Origin of the sequence: Enterobacter sp. RHBSTW-00593, from assembly GCF_013784105.1 — a bacterium.
GTDB lineage: Bacteria > Pseudomonadota > Gammaproteobacteria > Enterobacterales > Enterobacteriaceae > Enterobacter > Enterobacter ludwigii.
Window position 1 is genome coordinate 3,429,048 of record NZ_CP056393.1, and the last position, 19,389, is coordinate 3,448,436.

Annotated in this window: 18 protein-coding genes; 3 read left to right on the forward strand and 15 right to left on the reverse strand. The window is 56.1% G+C overall.

Translation table 11 applies throughout. The annotated features are described in order from the left end of the window. Positions 1–70: 70 nt before the first annotated feature. From HV242_RS16375 to pdxB, 4 genes are all read right to left on the reverse strand, one after another. Complete coding sequence (locus tag HV242_RS16375; protein ID WP_020883122.1) at positions 71–730, reverse strand: DedA family protein; 660 nt, start codon at positions 728–730, stop codon at positions 71–73. A 28-nt stretch (positions 731–758) separates the two neighbouring features. After that, entirely contained in the window at positions 759–1,571 is an 813-nt protein-coding gene (gene truA / locus HV242_RS16380; RefSeq protein ID WP_025203571.1) for a tRNA pseudouridine(38-40) synthase TruA, read from the reverse strand. After that, positions 1,571–2,584 carry an aspartate-semialdehyde dehydrogenase gene (locus HV242_RS16385; protein WP_014171035.1) on the reverse strand — a complete coding sequence of 338 codons (1,014 nt, stop codon included), beginning with the start codon at positions 2,582–2,584 and terminating at the stop codon, positions 1,571–1,573. The genes truA and HV242_RS16385 overlap by 1 nt, the downstream gene beginning before the upstream one ends. A 67-nt stretch (positions 2,585–2,651) precedes the next feature. After that, complete coding sequence (gene pdxB / locus HV242_RS16390; protein WP_050737142.1) at positions 2,652–3,788, reverse strand: 4-phosphoerythronate dehydrogenase PdxB; 1,137 nt, start codon at positions 3,786–3,788, stop codon at positions 2,652–2,654. 113 nt (positions 3,789–3,901) lie between these two features. On the opposite strand from pdxB, the gene flk reads away from it, so the two are divergent. After that, positions 3,902–4,906: a flagella biosynthesis regulator Flk gene (flk, locus tag HV242_RS16395; RefSeq protein WP_025203569.1), complete on the forward strand. Its 1,005-nt coding sequence runs from the start codon at positions 3,902–3,904 to the stop codon at positions 4,904–4,906. Between the two features lie 76 nt (positions 4,907–4,982). Here flk and HV242_RS16400 read toward each other — a convergent pair whose 3' ends face one another. Together HV242_RS16400 and fabB are read right to left on the reverse strand one after the other, a co-directional pair. Continuing rightward, a complete protein-coding gene (locus HV242_RS16400; protein WP_050737143.1) occupies positions 4,983–6,161 on the reverse strand; it encodes an MFS transporter in 1,179 nt (392 codons plus the stop codon). 206 nt (positions 6,162–6,367) lie between these two features. Beyond that, positions 6,368–7,585: a beta-ketoacyl-ACP synthase I gene (gene fabB, locus HV242_RS16405; RefSeq protein ID WP_014171039.1), complete on the reverse strand. Its 1,218-nt coding sequence runs from the start codon at positions 7,583–7,585 to the stop codon at positions 6,368–6,370. A 158-nt stretch (positions 7,586–7,743) separates the two neighbouring features. Here fabB and mnmC point away from each other — a divergent pair, with 158 nt between their 5' ends. Then, positions 7,744–9,741, forward strand: a complete 1,998-nt coding sequence (gene mnmC, locus HV242_RS16410; RefSeq protein WP_050737144.1) for a bifunctional tRNA (5-methylaminomethyl-2-thiouridine)(34)-methyltransferase MnmD/FAD-dependent 5-carboxymethylaminomethyl-2-thiouridine(34) oxidoreductase MnmC — start codon at positions 7,744–7,746, stop codon at positions 9,739–9,741. Between the two features lie 49 nt (positions 9,742–9,790). Here the strand turns inward: mnmC and HV242_RS16415 are convergent, their stop codons facing one another. The 6 genes from HV242_RS16415 to prmB are packed head-to-tail and all read right to left on the reverse strand — an operon-like array spanning position 9,791 to position 14,342. Beyond that, on the reverse strand, positions 9,791–10,069 hold the full coding sequence (locus tag HV242_RS16415) for a YfcL family protein (RefSeq protein ID WP_020883115.1): 279 nt from the start codon (positions 10,067–10,069) through the stop codon (positions 9,791–9,793). A 13-nt stretch (positions 10,070–10,082) separates the two neighbouring features. Then, the gene (locus HV242_RS16420; RefSeq protein ID WP_050737145.1) at positions 10,083–10,628 is read right to left on the reverse strand and encodes an elongation factor P hydroxylase; all 546 of its coding nucleotides are present in this window, start codon (positions 10,626–10,628) and stop codon (positions 10,083–10,085) included. Next, positions 10,628–11,437 carry a sulfite exporter TauE/SafE family protein gene (locus HV242_RS16425; RefSeq protein ID WP_014171043.1) on the reverse strand — a complete coding sequence of 270 codons (810 nt, stop codon included), beginning with the start codon at positions 11,435–11,437 and terminating at the stop codon, positions 10,628–10,630. The genes HV242_RS16420 and HV242_RS16425 overlap by 1 nt, the downstream gene beginning before the upstream one ends. After that, positions 11,437–12,261, reverse strand: coding sequence for a penicillin-insensitive murein endopeptidase (gene mepA, locus HV242_RS16430; protein ID WP_014171044.1), 825 nt, complete (start codon positions 12,259–12,261; stop codon positions 11,437–11,439). The genes HV242_RS16425 and mepA overlap by 1 nt, the downstream gene beginning before the upstream one ends. Positions 12,262–12,263: 2 nt before the next feature. Beyond that, positions 12,264–13,349 carry a chorismate synthase gene (aroC, locus tag HV242_RS16435; protein WP_025203566.1) on the reverse strand — a complete coding sequence of 362 codons (1,086 nt, stop codon included), beginning with the start codon at positions 13,347–13,349 and terminating at the stop codon, positions 12,264–12,266. A gap of 60 nt (positions 13,350–13,409) precedes the next feature. After that, positions 13,410–14,342 carry a 50S ribosomal protein L3 N(5)-glutamine methyltransferase gene (prmB, locus tag HV242_RS16440; RefSeq protein WP_014171046.1) on the reverse strand — a complete coding sequence of 311 codons (933 nt, stop codon included), beginning with the start codon at positions 14,340–14,342 and terminating at the stop codon, positions 13,410–13,412. Positions 14,343–14,487: 145 nt separating this feature from the next. On the opposite strand from prmB, the gene smrB reads away from it, so the two are divergent. Then, a complete protein-coding gene (gene smrB / locus HV242_RS16445) occupies positions 14,488–15,039 on the forward strand; it encodes an endonuclease SmrB (RefSeq protein WP_014171047.1) in 552 nt (183 codons plus the stop codon). Positions 15,040–15,087: 48 nt separating this feature from the next. Here smrB and sixA read toward each other — a convergent pair whose 3' ends face one another. From sixA to fadI, 3 genes are all read right to left on the reverse strand, one after another. Then, the gene (sixA, locus tag HV242_RS16450) at positions 15,088–15,573 is read right to left on the reverse strand and encodes a phosphohistidine phosphatase SixA (protein WP_050737146.1); all 486 of its coding nucleotides are present in this window, start codon (positions 15,571–15,573) and stop codon (positions 15,088–15,090) included. Positions 15,574–15,782: 209 nt separating this feature from the next. Beyond that, on the reverse strand, positions 15,783–17,930 hold the full coding sequence (gene fadJ / locus HV242_RS16455) for a fatty acid oxidation complex subunit alpha FadJ (RefSeq protein ID WP_050737147.1): 2,148 nt from the start codon (positions 17,928–17,930) through the stop codon (positions 15,783–15,785). Further along, positions 17,930–19,240 carry an acetyl-CoA C-acyltransferase FadI gene (gene fadI, locus HV242_RS16460; protein WP_032678623.1) on the reverse strand — a complete coding sequence of 437 codons (1,311 nt, stop codon included), beginning with the start codon at positions 19,238–19,240 and terminating at the stop codon, positions 17,930–17,932. The genes fadJ and fadI overlap by 1 nt, the downstream gene beginning before the upstream one ends. Between the last annotated feature and the right edge of the window lie 149 nt (positions 19,241–19,389).

Sequence of the window (19,389 nt, forward strand, 5' to 3'; positions counted from 1 at the left end):
GAATGTTGCACATTAAAACATAACAGCCCGAAACTTTGGATAAAAAAGTGGTCGAACCGCCAGTATGCATTTACTTCGCTTGCTTTGCTGCCGCACGTCGGTGACGAATAATCTCAATAACGCCAGGCAGTACCGAAAGCACAATAATCGCTACAATCAGTAACTTAAGGTTTTCCTGGACCACCGGGAGATCGCCAAACAGGTAGCCGGCATAGGTAAACAGCAACACCCACAGCAGCGCGCCAACAACGTTATATGCCGCAAAGTGACGATAGGACATATGCCCCATTCCCGCCACAAACGGTGCAAATGTACGCACAATAGGCACAAAACGGGCAAGGATAATGGTTTTGCCGCCATGGCGTTCATAGAACGCATGGGTTTTATCGAGATAGCTGCGACGGAAAATTTTCGAGTCCGGATTGCTGAAAAGCCGCTCACCAAACACCCGTCCAATCGTGTAGTTCACCGCATCACCAATAATCGCGGCGATAACCATCAACACAACCATCAGATGCACATTCAAATCGTTAGTCGGTAACGCGGATAACGCGCCGGCCACGAACAGCAGTGAATCCCCCGGCAGGAACGGGGTGACAACCAGACCGGTTTCACAGAACAGAATGAGGAACAGAATAGCGTAAACCCAGACGCCGTACTGCGCGACCAGCTCCGCCAGGTGAACATCAATATGCAGGATGAAATCAATCAAAAAACGTATTACGTCCATTTTGTCTAAGCCTTAATTGCACCTTTGATTAGTCCGCTAAAAACAGCGGGCCCATTGGCGGTTTCGGCAGGTCAAACCGATCCGGATAGTCTACCGAGACCAGATACAGCCCTTCCGCTTTCGCCGTGGCTGCCGCAAGCGTTCTGTCCTTCGCTGCCAGCAGTTCTGCAATCCAGCTCTCCGGCTGGTGTCCGGCACCCACTTCCATCAGGCTGCCCACAATATTCCGCACCATATGATGTACAAAGGCATTGGCTTTGATATCCACCACCACATACGCGCCATAACGGCTGACGTTTATGTGCATGACATTACGCCACGGCGTACGGGACTGGCACTGCACCGCACGGAACGAGGTAAAGTCATTTTCACCAATCAGACACTGCGCCGCACGATGCATACGTTCAGCATCAAGCGGTTCATAAAAATGCGTCACGCCCTGGCTTAACACCGCCGGACGTAGACGCTGATTGTAGATGACATAGCGGTAACGGCGCGCGGTGGCGCTGAAACGCGCATGAAAATCATCGGGAACATCTTTAACCCAACGAACCGCAATGTCTCCAGGTAAATTCGCATTCACCCCCAGCGTCCATGCAGCGTCCTTTCGCACAGCGGTGGTTTCAAAATGAACCACCTGCCCCGTGCCATGAACGCCGGCATCCGTACGCCCGGCACAGAAAACGCTTATCGGTTCGTTCGCCACCTGAGAGAGCGCTTTTTCCAGTTTTTCCTGGACGCTGCGCACCTCATTTTGACGCTGCCAGCCATAATACTTACTGCCATCGTACTCAATACCGAGGGCAATTTTATGAACAGGCTTGTGATCCACTTCTGACATCAGTACAGGTACTCCTGCACGAGTTTCTCCGCAATTTTCACCGCCATCAGCGCGCCGCCAAAGCGAACGTTATCGGCAACTGACCAGAACTGGATCTGCTCAGGCATTCCGTAATCGTTACGCACGCAGCCAACAGACAGATGTGCGCTACCGGTCGCATCACCAACCTGCGTCGGGAACTCACTCTCTTCGGAGAGGGCGATATCCTCACCACGACCAAACGCGTCACGCGCTTCTTCTGCGGCGAGCGGGCGCAGCGCTTCAAAACCGACCATCTGCGCGTGGCCGTAGAAGACAGGAGACTGCACGCAGCTGGCAGAGATCATCAGGCCGTCATCCTGCAGAATTTTACGGACTTCATCGACAATACGGCGTTCTTCTCGCACGCTGCCTTCGCGATCCGGCAGCAGTGGCAGCATGTTAAACGCCAGCTGGCGACCAAAATAGTCGTCTTCATCAATCGGAACGCCGCTCAGCAATTTCGCACTCTGCCCGGCCAGTGCGTTAACCGCTTGCTTGCCGTTGGCAGACGCAGACAGCAGGCTGGTGACGAAGATACGCGACAGGCCGCCTTCGTCGATCAGCGGTTTCAGCGCGGTAAGCAGCTGACTGGTCAGGCTGTTCGGTACGGCGATAACGTTGCGGTTTCGGTAGTCTGCCAGCACAAACGGGTTCACATCCGGCACCACCAGCGGCACATCCGGCTCAAGCGCGAACAGGCCGCTTAAATCAATCACCAGACAACCCGAGTTGGTGGCCTCTTCAATGTAAGACGCCGTAGCCTCAGCACCGGCTGCAAAAAACGCCAGCTGCGCCTGAGTCCAGTCGAACCCGGCCGCATCCTGAACCATGACAGATTTACCGCCAAAACGCAGATGTTCACCCGCGCTATCTGTACGCGCCAGCGCATAGATATCACCCACCGGGAACTGACGCTCAGCAAGGGTTTCGAGCAGGGCTTCACCCACGGCACCCGTGGCACCTAAAATGGCAATGTTCCAGCCTTCAGACATGGTGGTTTACTCCAGAAATAAAAAAGCGTCCCTGTCGGAGTATCCAACAGGGAGCATTAAGAAGACATTAATGTGCCGGGTGATGAACGGCGTTAAAACCCAGTTTATGCAGCTGCGTCGCAGCCGTTGCGTCGTCGCAAATCACATACAGGGAAGACCACTCGCGGCGCTCAACATAGTTCTTGCGCAGCTTATCAAACTCACCCGGAATACCCGCCACTTTACGCAGCAGCGCGTCATCGCGGCGCACATCATACACCAAATGGACCAGTCGTTTCAGCGTTGCCTGATCGAGTGGCCCGTGCAGGGTGATGCGGCCAAACTCAGGGGCAGGCAGTAAGGTATCCAGCGCCACCTGCTGTGGATGGCCGATAAAGGCGCTATAGGCCTCAAAGACCTGCGTTGTGCCGCGGGCTTTTCCTTCAAGGGTATAACCGGCAATATGCGCCGTTGCGACGTCCACCTTGTTAAGCAGCGCAACGTTAAGCTCAGGCTCCGGCTCCCAGACGTCCAGCACCACGCTAAGCGCTTGCCCCTCGTCCAGACATTTCAGCAGCGCAAGGTTATCGACCACCGGACCCCGGCAGGCATTTATCAGAATAGTGCCAGGCTTCAGACGACGGATCAGGGCTTCGTCAGCAAGGTGCTGCGACTTATAAGGCCCCTCTTTAAACAGCGGCGTATGGAAAGTGATCACATCGCACTGTGCAACCAGTTCATCCAGCGAACGGAAGTCGCCTTCATCACCGTTGTCTTTACGCGGCGGATCGCACAGCAGAGTGCGAATGCCTAACGCCTCAAGGCGTTTATGCAGGCGCCCGCCCACGTTGCCCACACCAACAATCCCGACGGTACGGTCCTGCAACGCAAAACCGTCGCGCTCTGCCAGCATCAGCAGGGAGGAGAAGACATATTCCACGACCGCAATGGCGTTGCAGCCCGGCGCGGCTGAAAAACCGATCCCCGCCTGCTTAAGCCATTTATCATCCACATGATCCGTCCCTGCCGTTGCGGTCCCGACAAATTTCACCGCTTTGCCGGAGAGCAACGCCTCATTTACTTTGGTTACCGAGCGCACCATCAGCGCGTCTGCATCATCCAGCTCGTTTACCGGGATCGGCCGACCCGGGACAGCCTTAACGTTGCCGAGGCGGCTAAAGAGCTCGCGGGCATAAGGCATATTTTCATCAACGAGGATTTTCACGTCTGAGTACCTGTTTGAGAGGAAGAAAACCCATCAAGTGTGCCATAATCTGGCCGCCAGGCATATACGTCTGCCAGGTTTACGCTGAGTTTTGACTTTAAGGATTTTTGACGATGCAGCCCATTTCAGGTACGCCGCCGCGCCCTCCGGGTGAAGGCCCTGTCACACCAAACGTTGCAGGCGAACAACCGCTATCCACACAACAGCGCACCGTGCTGGAGCGACTGATCACGCGTCTGATCGCGCTGACGTCGCAGCAAAACGCGGAAGTCTGGGCTGGGGTAAAGCACGATTTAGGTGTCAGGAACGACGCACCTTTGCAGTCGCGCCATTTCCCTGCTGCCGAGCAAAACCTGAACCAGCGGATTGATACTGCACAGCAGAATCACAGCACACGCCAGATTGTCTCGCAGCTGACCGAGCTGTTGGGCCAGGGAAATAACCGCCAGGCGGTGAGTGATTTTATTCGCCAGCAGTTTGGTCAGACCGCCCTGAGCCAGCTGACCCCGGAACAGCTCAAAACCGTACTGACGCTGCTGCAAACCAATCAGCTGTCAATTCCACAGCCTCAGCAACGCCCTGCGACCGAGCGTCCGCTGCTGCCTGCCGAGCACAATACGCTCAAGCAGATGGTGACCAAGCTGGCCGCCGCCACCGGCGAACCGACGAAGCTTATCTGGCAATCAATGCTGGAACTCTCCGGCGTAAAAGCGGGCGAGCTGATCCCGGCGAAACAGTTTACGCATCTGGTGACCTGGCTACAGGCGCGTCAGACGCTCAGCACCCAGACCGCTCCAACCCTGCACACGGTTCAGGCGGCACTTAAGCAGCCGCTGGAGCCGAACGAATTTGACGCCATTCGTGATTACGCCCAGCAAACCTGGCAGGCCACACCGCAAACGGTACTGACCACCGCGCAAGTGCAGGATGTGCTCAATCAGATTTTCGTTCGCCGCGCCGAACGCGAAGGGGGCGTGCCGGAAGCACGAAACATTCAGCCAATCTACAATCCGCTGTTTGCGCCGGTGGTGGAAACGTTCAGAACCCTCTCTGCCCGTCCAGGGTTGATGTTTATTGCGTTAATGATTGCACTGGCGATTTTCTGGCTGGTCGCATAACGGTTTCGCCCGGTGGCGCTACGCCTGCCGGGCCGACAGCATACCGGGGAAGGCTTGCCGCCCCGGCACTTAACCGCTAAGACTGACGAAACGCCACCAGCGTCACCACAATGCCCACAACCGCTGCAACCGCGCCCGCCAGGAAAACAGACGGATACCCGAACGATGTCGCTAACAGACCTGCCAGCGGCCCGGTTACCCCGTATGAGATATCCTGAAACGCCGCATAGCCGCCAAGCGCCGTGCCACGCACCTGCGGGGCGACACGCTTTACCACCTCCACACCCAGCGCCGGGAAAATAAGCGAGCATCCGCAGCCGGTCAACGCCGCGCCTAACAACGCTACGGACGCAACGGGTGCATTCCACAGTAATAGCAAACCCAGGGTTTCAATCACCAGTGATGCCACTGCAACCTTCACGCCGCCAAAACGATCCGGCATCCAGCCGAACAGCACGCGCATTAAGACAAATGCGCCACCAAAGGCGGTCAGCGTAAAACCTGCCATCGCCCAGCCGCGGCTCACAAAGTAGAGCGAGACGAACGTACCGATTACCGCAAAACCGACGCCCTGCAGGGCCAGGCCAAGGCCCGGCTGCCAGATTTGACCCACCACGCTCCACAAAGACGGGCGCTCCCCTTTATGGGCAGGGACTTTACGCACCGGACCGTTGAATGCCCATGCCAGCAGCGGCAGTATCAGAGTGGTCGCTGCCAGCGCGGCAAAGCCAAAGTGGCTGTGGATAAGCAACCCGAGCGGGGCACCTGCGGCAAGCGCGCCATAAATGGCCATGCCATTCCAGGACATGACTTTGCCGGAGCGCGCAGGCCCCACCAGTCCCATACCCCATGTCAGCGTACCGGTCAGGAGCTGGCTTTCACCAAAGCCCAGGATTAAACGCCCCACGATCAGCAGCGCAAATTTATACGCAGCGTCAACCGGCAGAAGAGCGGCCAGCAGCCATGCACCTCCTGCCAGACCACAGGCGAACATGCCCTGTAACGCCGAGCGTTTTGCCCCGTGCTGATCCGCCAGACGTCCGGCATAACCGCGGGTTAATACCGTAGCCAGGAACTGAATACCCACGGCGACGCCGACCATGGTGTTGCCATAGCCCAGCTCCTGATGAACAAACAGCGGGATCACCGGCAGCGGCAGGCCGACGGTCATATAGGTCAGGAACACCGCAAACGCGATGCGAAACAGCGAGACGTTCGCTGAAGAGGTTGTTTCTGTTTGAGTGACTGCAGTCATGCTTTACTCCGAAATGAAGAGTAAGGCGGGGAAAAACCACGCCCCCTCTTCCTGATAACCAGGATTTAGGTGCGTTGGTTGACGTTGAACGCTTACGCATTATCGTGAGGATAATGTTGAGGTAGGAAGTTTGCCTGCGAGATCAGCCGCTTGTCAATGCATAAAAAAAGGGAGCCGTCAGGCTCCCCTTTTGAATCAGTCAGAACTTATGCGTTGTACTTACGCATCACCAGCGTGGCGTTAGTACCGCCGAAACCGAAGCTGTTGGACATGACGGTAGTCAGTGTCGCTTCTTTTGGCTGGGTCACGATGTTCAGACCTGCGGCCTGCTCGTCCATCTCGTCAATGTTGATGCTTGGGGCGATAAAGCCATTTTCCAGCATCAGCAGAGAGTAGATCGCTTCCTGAACGCCAGCAGCACCCAGAGAGTGACCGGTCATGGCTTTGGTCGCAGAGATAGCCGGGCTGTTGTCACCGAACACTTCACGGATCGCACCCAGCTCTTTCACGTCGCCTACCGGAGTAGAGGTACCGTGGGAGTTCAGGTAGTCGATTGGCGTGTCAACGCCGTGCATCGCCATCTTCATGCAGCGCACTGCGCCTTCACCGGATGGAGCCACCATGTCAGCGCCGTCAGACGTTGCACCGTAGCCCACGATCTCAGCGTAGATGTGCGCACCACGTGCCAGCGCGTGCTCCAGCTCTTCAACCACAACCATACCGCCGCCGCCTGCGATAACGAAACCGTCACGGTGCGCATCATAGGTACGGGATGCTTTATCCGGAGTTTCGTTATATTTGGTGGACAGTGCCCCCATTGCGTCGAATTCACAGGCCATTTCCCAGCCCAGTTCTTCGCCGCCGCCAGCAAACACGATGTCCTGTTTACCCAGCTGGATCTGCTCAACCGCATTACCGATGCAGTGTGCGGAGGTCGCACAGGCAGAGCTGATGGAGTAGTTAACGCCGTGGATTTTGAACGGGGTCGCCAGGCAAGCGGAAACCGCTGAACCCATGGCTTTAGTCACAACATAAGGACCTACCGCTTTCAGACCACGTGGGCTACGCATTGCGTCGGCACCAAAAACCTGCGCTTTAGATGAGCCACCGGAACCGGCGATCAGACCTACGCGTGGGTTGTTCTGGTAAACTTCCGCGCTCAGACCCGCATCCGCAATCGCTTCCTGCATGGAGAGATAAGCATAAATAGAGGCATCGTTCATGAAACGAACCACTTTACGGTCAATCAAACCGGTGGTGTCCAGTTTGACGTTACCCCATACGTGGCTACGCATACCTGAATCTTTAAACTCTTCAGAGAAAGTGATCCCGGAGCGTCCTTCACGCAGAGATGCCAGGACTTCCTGCTGGTTATTACCGATGCTGGAAACGATGCCCAGGCCAGTAATCACTGCACGTTTCATTCAATACCTCTGTAAGTCGCACTATATTAAGTTTCGAGTCGCACAATAGCGTACACTTGTACGCCGAACAAGTCCGATCAGACATTTTCTGCGGAAATTTGCACCGATGGACGCACATCGTTAAGATCGTGTCACTGCCTGTCAGACGAGTAACTTACGTGAAACAAAACGCTATACAACCCGCCAACCTCGAATTCAACGCTGAGGGTACACCTGTTTCCCGAGATTTTGATGACGTCTACTTTTCTAATGATAACGGACTGGAAGAAACCCGCTATGTTTTCCTCGACGGAAACCAGTTAAACGCCCGTTTCCCCACGCATCCGCGCAGTCTGTTCGTGGTCGCCGAGAGCGGGTTTGGTACCGGTCTGAATTTTCTCACCCTCTGGCAGATGTTCGATCAGTTTCACGCTGCTCACCCTGACGCTACACTGCAAAGATTACATTTCATCAGTTTTGAAAAATTTCCGCTCACCGCGCATGACCTTCGTCTGGCCCATCAACACTGGCCGGAACTTGCGCCATGGGCGGAGCAGCTTCAGGCGCAGTGGCCGCCGCACCTCGGCGGTTGCCATCGTCTGCTGCTGGACGGCGGGCGCGTCACGCTGGATCTGTGGCTCGGCGACATCAATGATCTGACCGATAAGCTTGATGATTCGATGAACCAGAAAGTGGACGCATGGTTCCTCGATGGTTTTGCCCCCGCCAAGAATCCGGACATGTGGAGCCAGCATCTGTTTAACGCAATGGCACGCCTGGCACGTCCTGGCGCAACGCTCGCGACCTTCACCTCGGCAGGCTTTGTCCGCCGCGGATTGCAGGAGGCCGGCTTTACCATGCAAAAGACCAAAGGTTTTGGTCGCAAGCGCGACATGCTGGTCGGAAGAATGGATCAGATGCTGGAGATCCCCGCTCAGACGCCCTGGTTTTCACGCAGCGCCAGCACTTCACGAGAGGTAGCAATTGTCGGCGGCGGGATTGCCAGCGCCCTGCTTTCGCTCGCGCTTTTACACCGTGGCTGGCAGGTAACGCTCTACTGCGCCGACGACGCGCCGGCAAAGGGCGCTTCCGGCAACCGCCAGGGGGCGCTCTACCCACTGTTAAGCGCTCACGATCCGGCGCTGAGCCAGTTTTTCCCGGTAGCCTTTACCTTTGCCCGGCGCCTGTATGATGCCCTGCCTGTGGCGTTTGACCACGACTGGTGTGGCGTTACGCAACTGGGCTGGGATGAGAAGAGCCAGCAAAAAATCGCGCACATGTTGTCGCTGGGTCTGCCGCTCGAAATTGCCCGGGCGGTGAATGCGCAGCAGATAACCGAAACCGCGGGCGTCAATACGGGCTGCGACGGTATCCACTATCCGCTCGGTGGCTGGCTGTGTCCGGCAGATCTGACGACGGCAGCCATTGCGCTGGCGCAGTCGCGCGGGTTGACGGTGCACTATTCCCGCCAGGTCGCCTCACTTCACCACACGGAGCACTGGAACCTGCATTTCACCACGGGAGACGTGGCGCAGCATACCTGCGTAGTGCTGGCCAACGGTCACCCTATCAGCCAGTTCATCCAGACGGAAAAGCTGCCGCTTTACCCTGTCGGCGGCCAGGTCAGCCATATCCCCACCTCGCCAGCGCTGGAAAAACTGAAGCAGGTACTCTGCTACGACGGCTATCTGACGCCACAAAATCCGTCCAACGGCCACCACTGCATTGGTGCCAGCTACCATCGCGGTGAGACCGACATGCGCTACAGCGAAGACGATCAGCAGCAAAATCGCCAGCGCCTGCTCAACTGCTTCCCGCAGGCCGACTGGGCAAAAGAGGTTGATACCAGCGCCGGTGACGCGCGCTGTGGCGTACGCTGCGCCACCCGGGACCATCTGCCGATGGCGGGAAATGTGCCTGACTATGAAGCAACGCTTGAGGCCTATCAGGATCTTGCTGAAAACCGTGATACCGCGGTGAGTGCGCCAGTTTATCCGCAGCTGTTTATGCTCGGGGGGCTCGGTTCACGGGGATTGTGCTCAGCGCCGTTGCTGGCCGAAGTGCTGGCGGCACAGATGAGTGATGAGCCCGTTCCGCTGGACAGCGTTACGCTTGCGGGGCTCAATCCCAACCGTTTGTGGGTACGGAAGTTACTGAAAGGAAAAAGGGTGAAGTAACGTGCGGGCCGATGTCCTCCCTCTCCCACCGGGAGAGGGAGGAAAATGACTACCTGGCTTTTGCCTGCTGGAACAGGGTGTCCCACATACCCAGCACTAATGACTGGTCTCGCGGAGAGAGTTCCCCTGCCTGGATCGCTTTCTCCAGGCTGCGGCTCACTTCATCATGAATGGCCTCGGCAGAGTGATCGTCCCCTGCTTCCAGCTCAGCGACAGCCAGCGTCAGGTGACCACGCAGATAACCGCTGGCGAACAGCTCATCATCACTGGCGTGTTCCACCATGTCATCAATTAACGCCAGAATGCGTGATTCAAATTCTGCGATCATCTTCTTTCCTCTGTTAAAGATCTTCCGGCCAAGGGAAGCATTCCGCCGTGATCTCCGGCGTGTGGTAATAATTCTGTAAGGCCTCGATCAGGCGCGCCGGGCGTTCCGGGATGCCTTTCTCAAGATACTCCATCACCTGCGCATGAACGCGGCGCTGGAAGAGAATACGGTCTGGCTCGACCTCTCCTTCGAGGTTGTCACAGCTGACGTTGAACGGGAAACCTGCCGCCACACAGAATAACCATTCCAGCGCCTGCGGTTTCACCTCCACATCTTCAAACTGGCTCTGCGTGGCGGCGTCACGGCCGTCCGGACAATACCAGTATCCGAAGTCCACCTGCTCACGACGCGCTTTCCCCGCTATACACCAGTGCGAAATCTCGTGTAACCCGCTGGCGTAAAAGCCGTGCGCGAACACGATACGGTTATACGGCACGTCCGCATCAGCAGGAAGATAGATCGGTTCGTCGTCGCCTTTAATCAGACGGGTATTAAAATCATCAGCAAAACAGCCATCAAAAATCTCAATCAGCTGTTCGTATTTATGCGTTGTGTTCATTAATTCATTCCCAGCCAGGTGAGGATCTCTTGTCCATGGCTGTCATAAAGCAGTTTGGCACTCATGACCGCTGAGACGACAACAATCATCGGGCGAATGAGCTTCTGTCCTTTGCTTAATACCAGACGCGAGCCCGCACGTGCGCCTAAAAACTGCCCTGCCATCATCACAAACCCGGTTGCCCAGATAACTTTGCCACCAATGATAAACAGCAGCAGGCCGCCGACGTTTGACGTCGCATTGAGCACTTTGGCGTGGGCGGTGGATTTAGCGAGGTTAAAGCCGGCCAGCGTCACGAACGCAAGGGCATAGAACGAGCCTGCTCCGGGGCCAAAGAAGCCATCGTAAAACCCGACGCAGCCACCCGCGATAAGAGCGAACGGCAGGCCATGCAGACGACGCTGCCGGTCTTCTTCCCCGAGCTTTGGCATCAACAAAAAGTAGAGACCGATGCAGATAACCAGAATGGGGAGGATCTGCCGCAGAATATCGGACTGTACATGCTGAACCAGCAGTGCACCCGAGGTCGAGCCAATAAAGGTCATCAGAATATTGAGCTTCTGGTCAGCCAGACTGACGACCTTACGGCGAATAAAATAGAGCGACGCGGAGAGCGAGCCGCCGCACGCCTGAAGCTTGTTAGTGGCGAGCGCCTGTGCCGGGCTCATGCCCGCGGCCAGCAGCGCCGGTACGGTTAACAAACCACCGCCGCCCGCCAGAGCATCAATAAACCCGGCCAGCATCGCCACAAAGAAAAGCACCACCAGCAGAAGCGGCGACACCATAAACAGTTCGACGAAATTATCCATTAAAGTACATGCTCATCCAGTAGCGCCTGGCAGGAAGGCGGCAACGGAGGCGGTGTCTTCTTCTCAGGCTTAGAGGTTCCAGGTTTTGCCGGCTCAAACCAGCTCTGCAGTTCCGCACCACAGCCATCACCTGGCGGGGGTAACGGCTGATCTTCACATTCCAGGCTGTTTGCCGGGCAGCGCAGACGAACGTGCATATGTGCACGATGCTGGAACCACGGGCGCACTTTACGCAGCCAGTCGCGATCGGTGCCGGCATCCAGGCAGAGCTGCTGCTTGATGGCCGGGTTCACGAAAATCCGCGTGACATCGTTATCTTTCGCCGCCAGCTTAATCATGCTGAAGACGTCCTGCGTCCACAACGATGGCACGACGTTTTTACCGTCGCGCGCCACCAGATCCAGCGCCTGCGGTTTCAGCAACTGGGCTGAACTCCAGCGCGCTTTCGGCAGTTGCAGGAAGATATCGACATCGAGACCGGTCTGGTGACTGGCGTGTCCGCCGTTGAACCGACCGCCAGCAGGCATCCCCATATCGCCAATCAGCATCGTGCCCAGCCCCAGGTTATGCACCTGGTTTCCCAGACGCTGGATAAACAGCACCAGATCCGGGTGGCCAAAATAACGACGCTGGTCGGTACGCATCACCTGATAGGTATCGGACTGCAGCGGAAGTTCCTGTGCCCCAACGATACAGCCGTTCGAGAACGCGCCAATTGACTGCGCGCTGCCCGCCACAGGATGGGTAATTTTCTGCCATGGCGTCGCGGCCAGACTGGCTCCACTGGCAAGCAGTGCCAGCAGAGCAATGACGGTTTTTTTCATGTTTACCAGCGTGGAATGGTGGTCGTCACATCCGCATTCTGCGCGCGCTGGCGCAGGAAGTGATCCATCAGTACGATCGCCAGCATCGCTTCTGCAATCGGCACCGCACGGATCCCCACACAAGGATCGTGACGTCCTTTAGTGATCATCTCAACTTCTTCGCCAGAGCGGTTAATCGTGTGGCCTGGCACGGTAATGCTGGAGGTCGGTTTCAGCGCAATATTGGCAATAATCTGCTGACCGCTGCTGATACCGCCGAGGATACCGCCCGCGTGGTTGCTCTGGAAACCGTCTTTGGTGATTTCGTCGCGGTTCTGGCTGCCCCGCAGCGCAACGACGTCAAAACCGTCGCCAATTTCTACGCCCTTCACCGCGTTGATGCTCATCAGTGCGTGAGCGATGTCCGCATCCAGACGGTCAAATACCGGTTCACCCCAGCCTGGCGGTACGCCATCAGCCACGACGGTGACTTTGGCACCAATGGAGTCGCCCTCTTTTTTCAGGCCACGCATCAGTTCGTCCAGCGCTTCCAGCTTATCTGCATCGGCACAGAAGAACGGATTTTGCTCGACCAAATCCCAGTCTTTGATAGCCAGTGGAATATCGCCCATCTGGGTCAGACAGCCGCGGATCACAATGCCAAATTTCTGCTGCAGGTATTTTTTGGCGATAGCCCCTGCCGCAACGCGCATCGCGGTTTCACGGGCAGACGAACGTCCGCCGCCGCGATAATCACGGAAGCCATACTTTTGTTCGTAGGTGTAATCGGCGTGTCCGGGACGGAACACATCTTTGATGGCGCCGTAATCCTGCGAACGCTGATCGGTATTTTCAATCAGCAGCCCGATGCTGGTGCCGGTGGTGCGGCCTTCGAAAACGCCGGAAAGAATTTTGACCTGGTCCGGTTCGCGACGCTGCGTGGTGTAGCGAGAAGTCCCCGGACGACGACGGTCGAGGTCGTGCTGTAAATCGGCTTCGGTCAGTTCGATGCCTGGCGGTACGCCGTCAACGATACAGCCCAGTGCCAGCCCGTGCGATTCACCAAAGGTGGTCACCCGGAATAATTGTCCAATACTGTTTCCTGCCATCACGGCTCCGATGTCGTTATTTGTGTTTGAGCGTTGTGAAACGGGCCGAAGCCCGCTGGATTAATCTTTGTAAATGCTGAAGTATTCGCGCGCGTCAAGCAGTTGCGCTTTGGTCAGCATAAAGACGCCGTCACCGCCGTTATCGAACTCAAGCCAGGTGAACGGCACATCCGGGTACTGCTCTATCAGATGTACCATGCTGTTGCCCACTTCACAAATCAGAACACCGTCGTCGGTCAGATAATCCGGCGCGCAGGCCAGAATACGACGGGTAAGCTTCAGGCCATCAGAGCCTGACGCCAGACCCAGCTCCGGCTCGTGGCGATATTCGTTTGGCAGATCGGACATGTCTTCTGCATCTACATACGGCGGGTTGGTGACGATCAGATCGTACTGCAGCGTTGGCAGATCGCGGAACAGATCGGAGCGGATTGGCGTAACGTGATGGATCAGACCGTGCTCTTCAATATTGTGCTCGGTCACAGCCAGCGCATCGGTGGAGATATCCACGGCATCCACTTCCGCTTCCGGGAAGGCGTACGCACAGGCAATCGCGATACAGCCGCTGCCGGTACACATATCAAGAATATGCTCTGGCTGATGGTTAATCAGGCCTTCAAAGTGGTTGTTGATCAGTTCGCCAATCGGCGAGCGCGGCACCAGAACGCGTTCATCAACATAGAACTCGTGTCCACAGAACCAGGCTTTGTTGGTCAGATAGGCAACCGGAATGCGCTCGTTAACGCGGCGGATAACACGCTCCACGATACGGTGCTTTTCGCTGGAGGTCAGGCGTGCGGTACGCATGTCTTCCGGAATGTCGAGCGGCAGGTAGAGGGACGGCAGCACCAGTTGAACGGCCTCATCCCACGGGTTATCGGTACCGTGCCCGTACCAGATATTTGCGGCGCTGAAGCGGCTAACCGACCAGCGCAACATGTCCTGTATGGTATGCAGCTCGTTTACTGCTTCATCGACAAAAATTTTATCCACTCTTTCCTCCAGGGCATGCTCGCATAATTTTCGGCGGCTAGTTTGCCATGAAGACGGCGATAAATCAGCAATGACGCGTCGCGCTTGAGGTTAAAAAATGCGTTTAGTCGGGTACACTGTCGGAAATACGAGATGAGAATGACCCATGAAAAAGAAAACATCCCTTAGCGAGGAGGATCAGGCGCTCTTCCGTCAGCTGATGACCGGGACGCGTCAAATCAAGCAGGACATCATTGTCCACCGTCCGATGCGCAAAAAAATCACGGAAGTCCCGGTCAAGCGATTGCTCCAGGAGCAGGCGGATAATAGCCACTATTTTTCAGATGAATTTCAGCCCCTGCTCAATACGCAGGGCGCGGTGAAGTACGTACGGGAAGATGTCAGCCACTTTGAGCTGAAAAAATTACGCCGGGGGGATTACTCGCCCGAACTGTTTCTTGATCTGCACGGTTTGACGCAGATGCAGGCGAAGCAGGAGCTGGGCGCGTTAATTGCCGCCTGTCGTCGCGAACATGTTTTCTGCGCCTGCGTGATGCACGGCCACGGCAAACATATCCTGAAGCAACAAACACCGCTGTGGCTGGCTCAGCATCCCCACGTGATGGCGTTTCATCAGGCACCCAAAGAGTACGGCGGAGATGCCGCATTACTGGTGTTGATTGAAGTAGAAGAGTGGCAGCCGCCAGAATTACCCTGACAGGACGGCGGGAGGCATGTTCTGCTCCCCGCCATATCGCACGTCACATCAGATAGCTTTTGCCATCTTCAGATTGCACGGACTCATTTGCCAGTTGAAGACCCCTTTGCCCGTTTCGTCGAGAGCGACGTTGGCAATGGCGGAAGTCGTGAACATCGGCGGCGTCTCGCCCGGGCACAGCTCAGATACCAGATAGCCAACGAGTGGCAGGTGGGAAATGACCAGCGCGGAAGCGACACCTTCATTGCACAGCGCCTGAAGATAAACGCTGACAAGGCCGACATCACCGCACGGAGTGAGTTCCGGGAGAACATCCACACTGGCTGGCAGGTTCATACACTCCCCCACCACTTCCAGCGTCTGTTCTGCACGCAGGAACGGACTCACCAGAACGCGTTCGATGTCCACTTTTTGACCTTTAAGCCAGGTCGCCATCAGACGAGATTCGTCGCAGCCACAGACGGTCAAAGGACGTACTGAGTCACTGGCGGCATCGAGTGCCGCGTCGCCGTGACGCATGATAAAAACTTGCATATTGCACCGCTTTTGTTAACCAGAATCACCGGCGTTGACTACCCGCGATTACCGCTCCGAGGTAGAAAACCCGATGGTCGGGCATTGTGCCTGATCCATTCGGTGAATGAAACGCTGTTTTTTACCTCAATGGCGTAAGTATAGTCAATCTCTGTTTACAAAATCGCCAAAACAGGTTCATACACTTCAGGATTTACCCTTTTTTGACCTCAACTTACGAGGACAGTTTCCCTTGAAGGCCAAAATGTCTGGCCCCGTTCCGCCATCTGCAATAATTCGTCACACGGTGTAAACCGCGGACCGTATTGCGAGGCCAGACGTTGCAGGATTGCAACCACTTCACCCGCACCGAGAGTGTCCATGTAACGGAACGGGCCGCCGAGGAACGGCGGGAAACCAATGCCAAATACCGCACCGATGTCACCATCGCGCGCGCTTTTAATCACCTGCTCACCAAAGCAGCGTGCCGCTTCATTAAGCATCATCATCACACACCGTTCAGCACATTGAACGGATGACAGTTTTCCCTGACCGGTTGTCGGAATAAGCCCATAAACCGAAGGGTCGACCTGTTTCTTGCTTTTACGCCCTTTCGCGCCGTAAAGATAGAAACCGCGTTCATTTTTTCTGCCTTTGCGATCGTCCTTCAAAATTGCAGAAACAATGTTTGCAGGCGGGCTAAAACGATCTCCATAAGCATCTTCCAGCACAGGTATAATTTTAGTGCCGGTGTCAATTCCCACCTCATCCAAAAGTTGGATTGGGCCAACGGGGAACCCAAACTTCACCAGCGCCTCGTCGACGTGTTCGATCTTCTCCCCTTCCGTCAGAAGCCGCATCGCTTCATTTATATAAGGCGCCAGAATGCGGTTAACGTAAAAGCCGGCTTTGTCCGCCACCACTATCGGTGTTTTCCCCTGCATTTTGGCCAGTTTAACCACGGTAGCAACGGTTTGTGGGCTGGTGCTGGCGTGCGGGATAACCTCCACCAGCGGCATTTTTTCAACCGGACTGAAATAGTGCAGGCCAATCACCTGCTCCGGACGCTGGGCTCTGGCCGCAATATCGCCAATGGGCAATGACGAGGTGTTCGACGCAAAAATGGTATGGGGTGCGCAATGTTGCTCAACGTCAGCCACCATCTGCTGCTTAAGCGCCAGGTCTTCAAACACCGCTTCAATCACCAGATCGCGATGGGCAAAACCGCTGTAATCTGTCGTGCCGGAGATCAGTGCCAGGGTTTTATCACGCTCATTGGCCTTGATATGGCGGCGTTTAACCTTTTGATCAAGGTTCTGCCAGCTGTACTGCAGCGCGTGATTGATTCCTTTCGCATTGATGTCTTTGATACGTACAGGCAATTTGCCTTTGCTGGCGGTAACAAAAGATATTCCGCCCCCCATCAGCCCGCCACCCAGTACGCCAATGGCATGCAGCGGGGCAGGCTGCGCCTCGCTGCCGGGGTCTTTTTTTACCTCTGTACTGGCAAAAAAGATGTTACGCAGCGCCTGAGACTGCGGCGTCATCGCCAGCTCGCCAAAGGCTTTTGCTTCTGCGGCATAGCCGCTGCTGCTGCCCTGAGATAAGCCCACTTCAATAACCTCAAGGATACGTTTCGCCGCCGGGTAGTTACCTTTGGTTTTTTGTTCGGTTTTCTTGCCCGCCATGCTGAACAGGAGTGTGCGGCCCAGTGGCCCGGCCAGCACGCGCTCACGCACCGGCAGAGGACGTTTTGCCTGCCGTCCTTTGAGCGCCAGTTCAACCGCCGCCTCAAGCAAAATGGCGTGAGGAACCACCTCGTCGACCAGGCCGGCTTTCAGCGCCTGACGGGCACGCAGTTGTTTGCCGGTTAATATCATTTCCAGCGCAGTGCTGACCCCAACCAGACGCGGCAGACGCTGCGTCCCGCCGGAGCCTGGCAGGAGGCCTAACTGTACTTCAGGCAGGCCCAAAACGGTTTTCGCATCGTCGGTACAAATGCGGCTGTGACAGGCCAACGCCAGCTCCAGCCCACCGCCCAGACAGGCACCGTGGATCGCCGCGATGACCGGGATAGACAGCGCATGGATCTCCGCCATGACCTGTTGCCCCTGACGCGCCAGCTCTTCGGCTTCCTGAGCGTTTTGCGCCCTGGCAATCATGTTGATATCGGCTCCGGCAATAAAGTTGTCCGGTTTCGCTGAGATAAACACCAGGCCGCGAATCGCTTTGTTCTCGCGGATCTGCTTTAGCATCGCGCGCACCTGAACGCCGAACTCGGCTTTCAGGGTGTTCATCTTTTCGTTGGGAACATCGATAGTAATAACGGCGACGTTATCGAGGCGTACCGTCAGATTAAATGCAGATGGCATATCCATTATTCAGCCTCCAGAACCATTGCCGCGCCCAGACCACCCGCTGCGCAGGCGGTTACGAGACCAAAACCACCGCCCCGGCGGCGTAACTCATGTAATGTCTGGGTGATCATCCTCGCCCCCGTCGCCGCAAATGGATGACCGTAGGCGATGGAGCCACCCAGGACGTTAAATTTGCTCTGATCCACTTCGCCAGTGGCATGCGCCCGGCCAAGAACATCGCGCGCGAAACGCTCACTCGCCAGCAGTTGTATGTTTGCCAGGGTTTGTGCGGCAAAGGCTTCGTGCATATCAATGAGGGTTAAATCCGCGAGGGTAAGTCCCGCGCGTTCCAGCGCCAGCGGTGTGGACCACGCCGGCCCTAACAACATGTCCTGCCACACATCAATCGCCGTGAAGGCGTAGCTGCGCAGGTAGCCCAGCGGTTTTATGCCCAGCTCTTTGGCACGGGATTCCGTCATCAGGATCACTGCGGCGGCACCGTCCGTCAGCGGAGTACTGTTGGCGGCCGTGACGGTACCGTGTTTGCGGTCAAATGCCGGACGGAGCCTGGCGTAATCCGCCATCGTCGAACTGCCGCGAATATTGTTATCTTCTGAGAGCGGTTCACGGTATGGCGGGATGTACGCCGTCATGACTTCATCAGCCAGTTTGCCTTCCGACCAGGCTTTCGCCGCCAGCTGATGTGAGCGATGAGCCAGCGCATCCTGCTGCTCACGGGTGATCCCGTAAGTTTTTGCCATCTGCTCGGCGGTATCGCCCATTCTCAGACCGGTGGAATACTCCGCCACTGCGGGCGGTACAGGCATGAGGTCACGCAGGCGTAAGCGTGAGAAAAGTTTGAGTTTCTGACCGACGGTACGGGCTTTGTTGGCGTCAACCAGGATCCGGGCCAGCTTTTTACTGACCCCAATCGGCAGAACCGAAGAGGAGTCCGCCCCGCCGGCGATCCCAGCGCGAATGGTACCTGCCATCAGGCTTTCAGCCACGTTAGCCACCGCCTGGAAGCTGGTAGCACATGCCCGGCTGACGCTGTAGGCATCAGTGTGGACGTTCATCCCCGTACCGAGGACGATTTCGCGCGCAATATTGGGTGCTTCAGGCATCTGCACAACCTGGCCAAAAACCAGCTGCTCGATGACCTCAGGCGGAATTTCGCTGCGAGCCAGCATCTCCCCCACCACCATTTTCCCCAGATCGACAGCCGGTATGCCATGAAACGCTGTCGCCTGACGTGCAAATGGCGTACGTAATCCACTGACAATGGCAATGCGATCGCCCTGACGGGTAATAAGCGGTAACGCCTGACTCATAACCTTCCCCTGTAAAATTTTTTACTCAAACATAAAGTGGTCTGACCTGATAACAGTCTTAACCATTTTTTTACATTCAGCCAATCAGGGAAACGAAAAAGTGCGAGCTAAGGCACAGAGAAGAAAAAGAAAATGTCTCTGCGAAAACA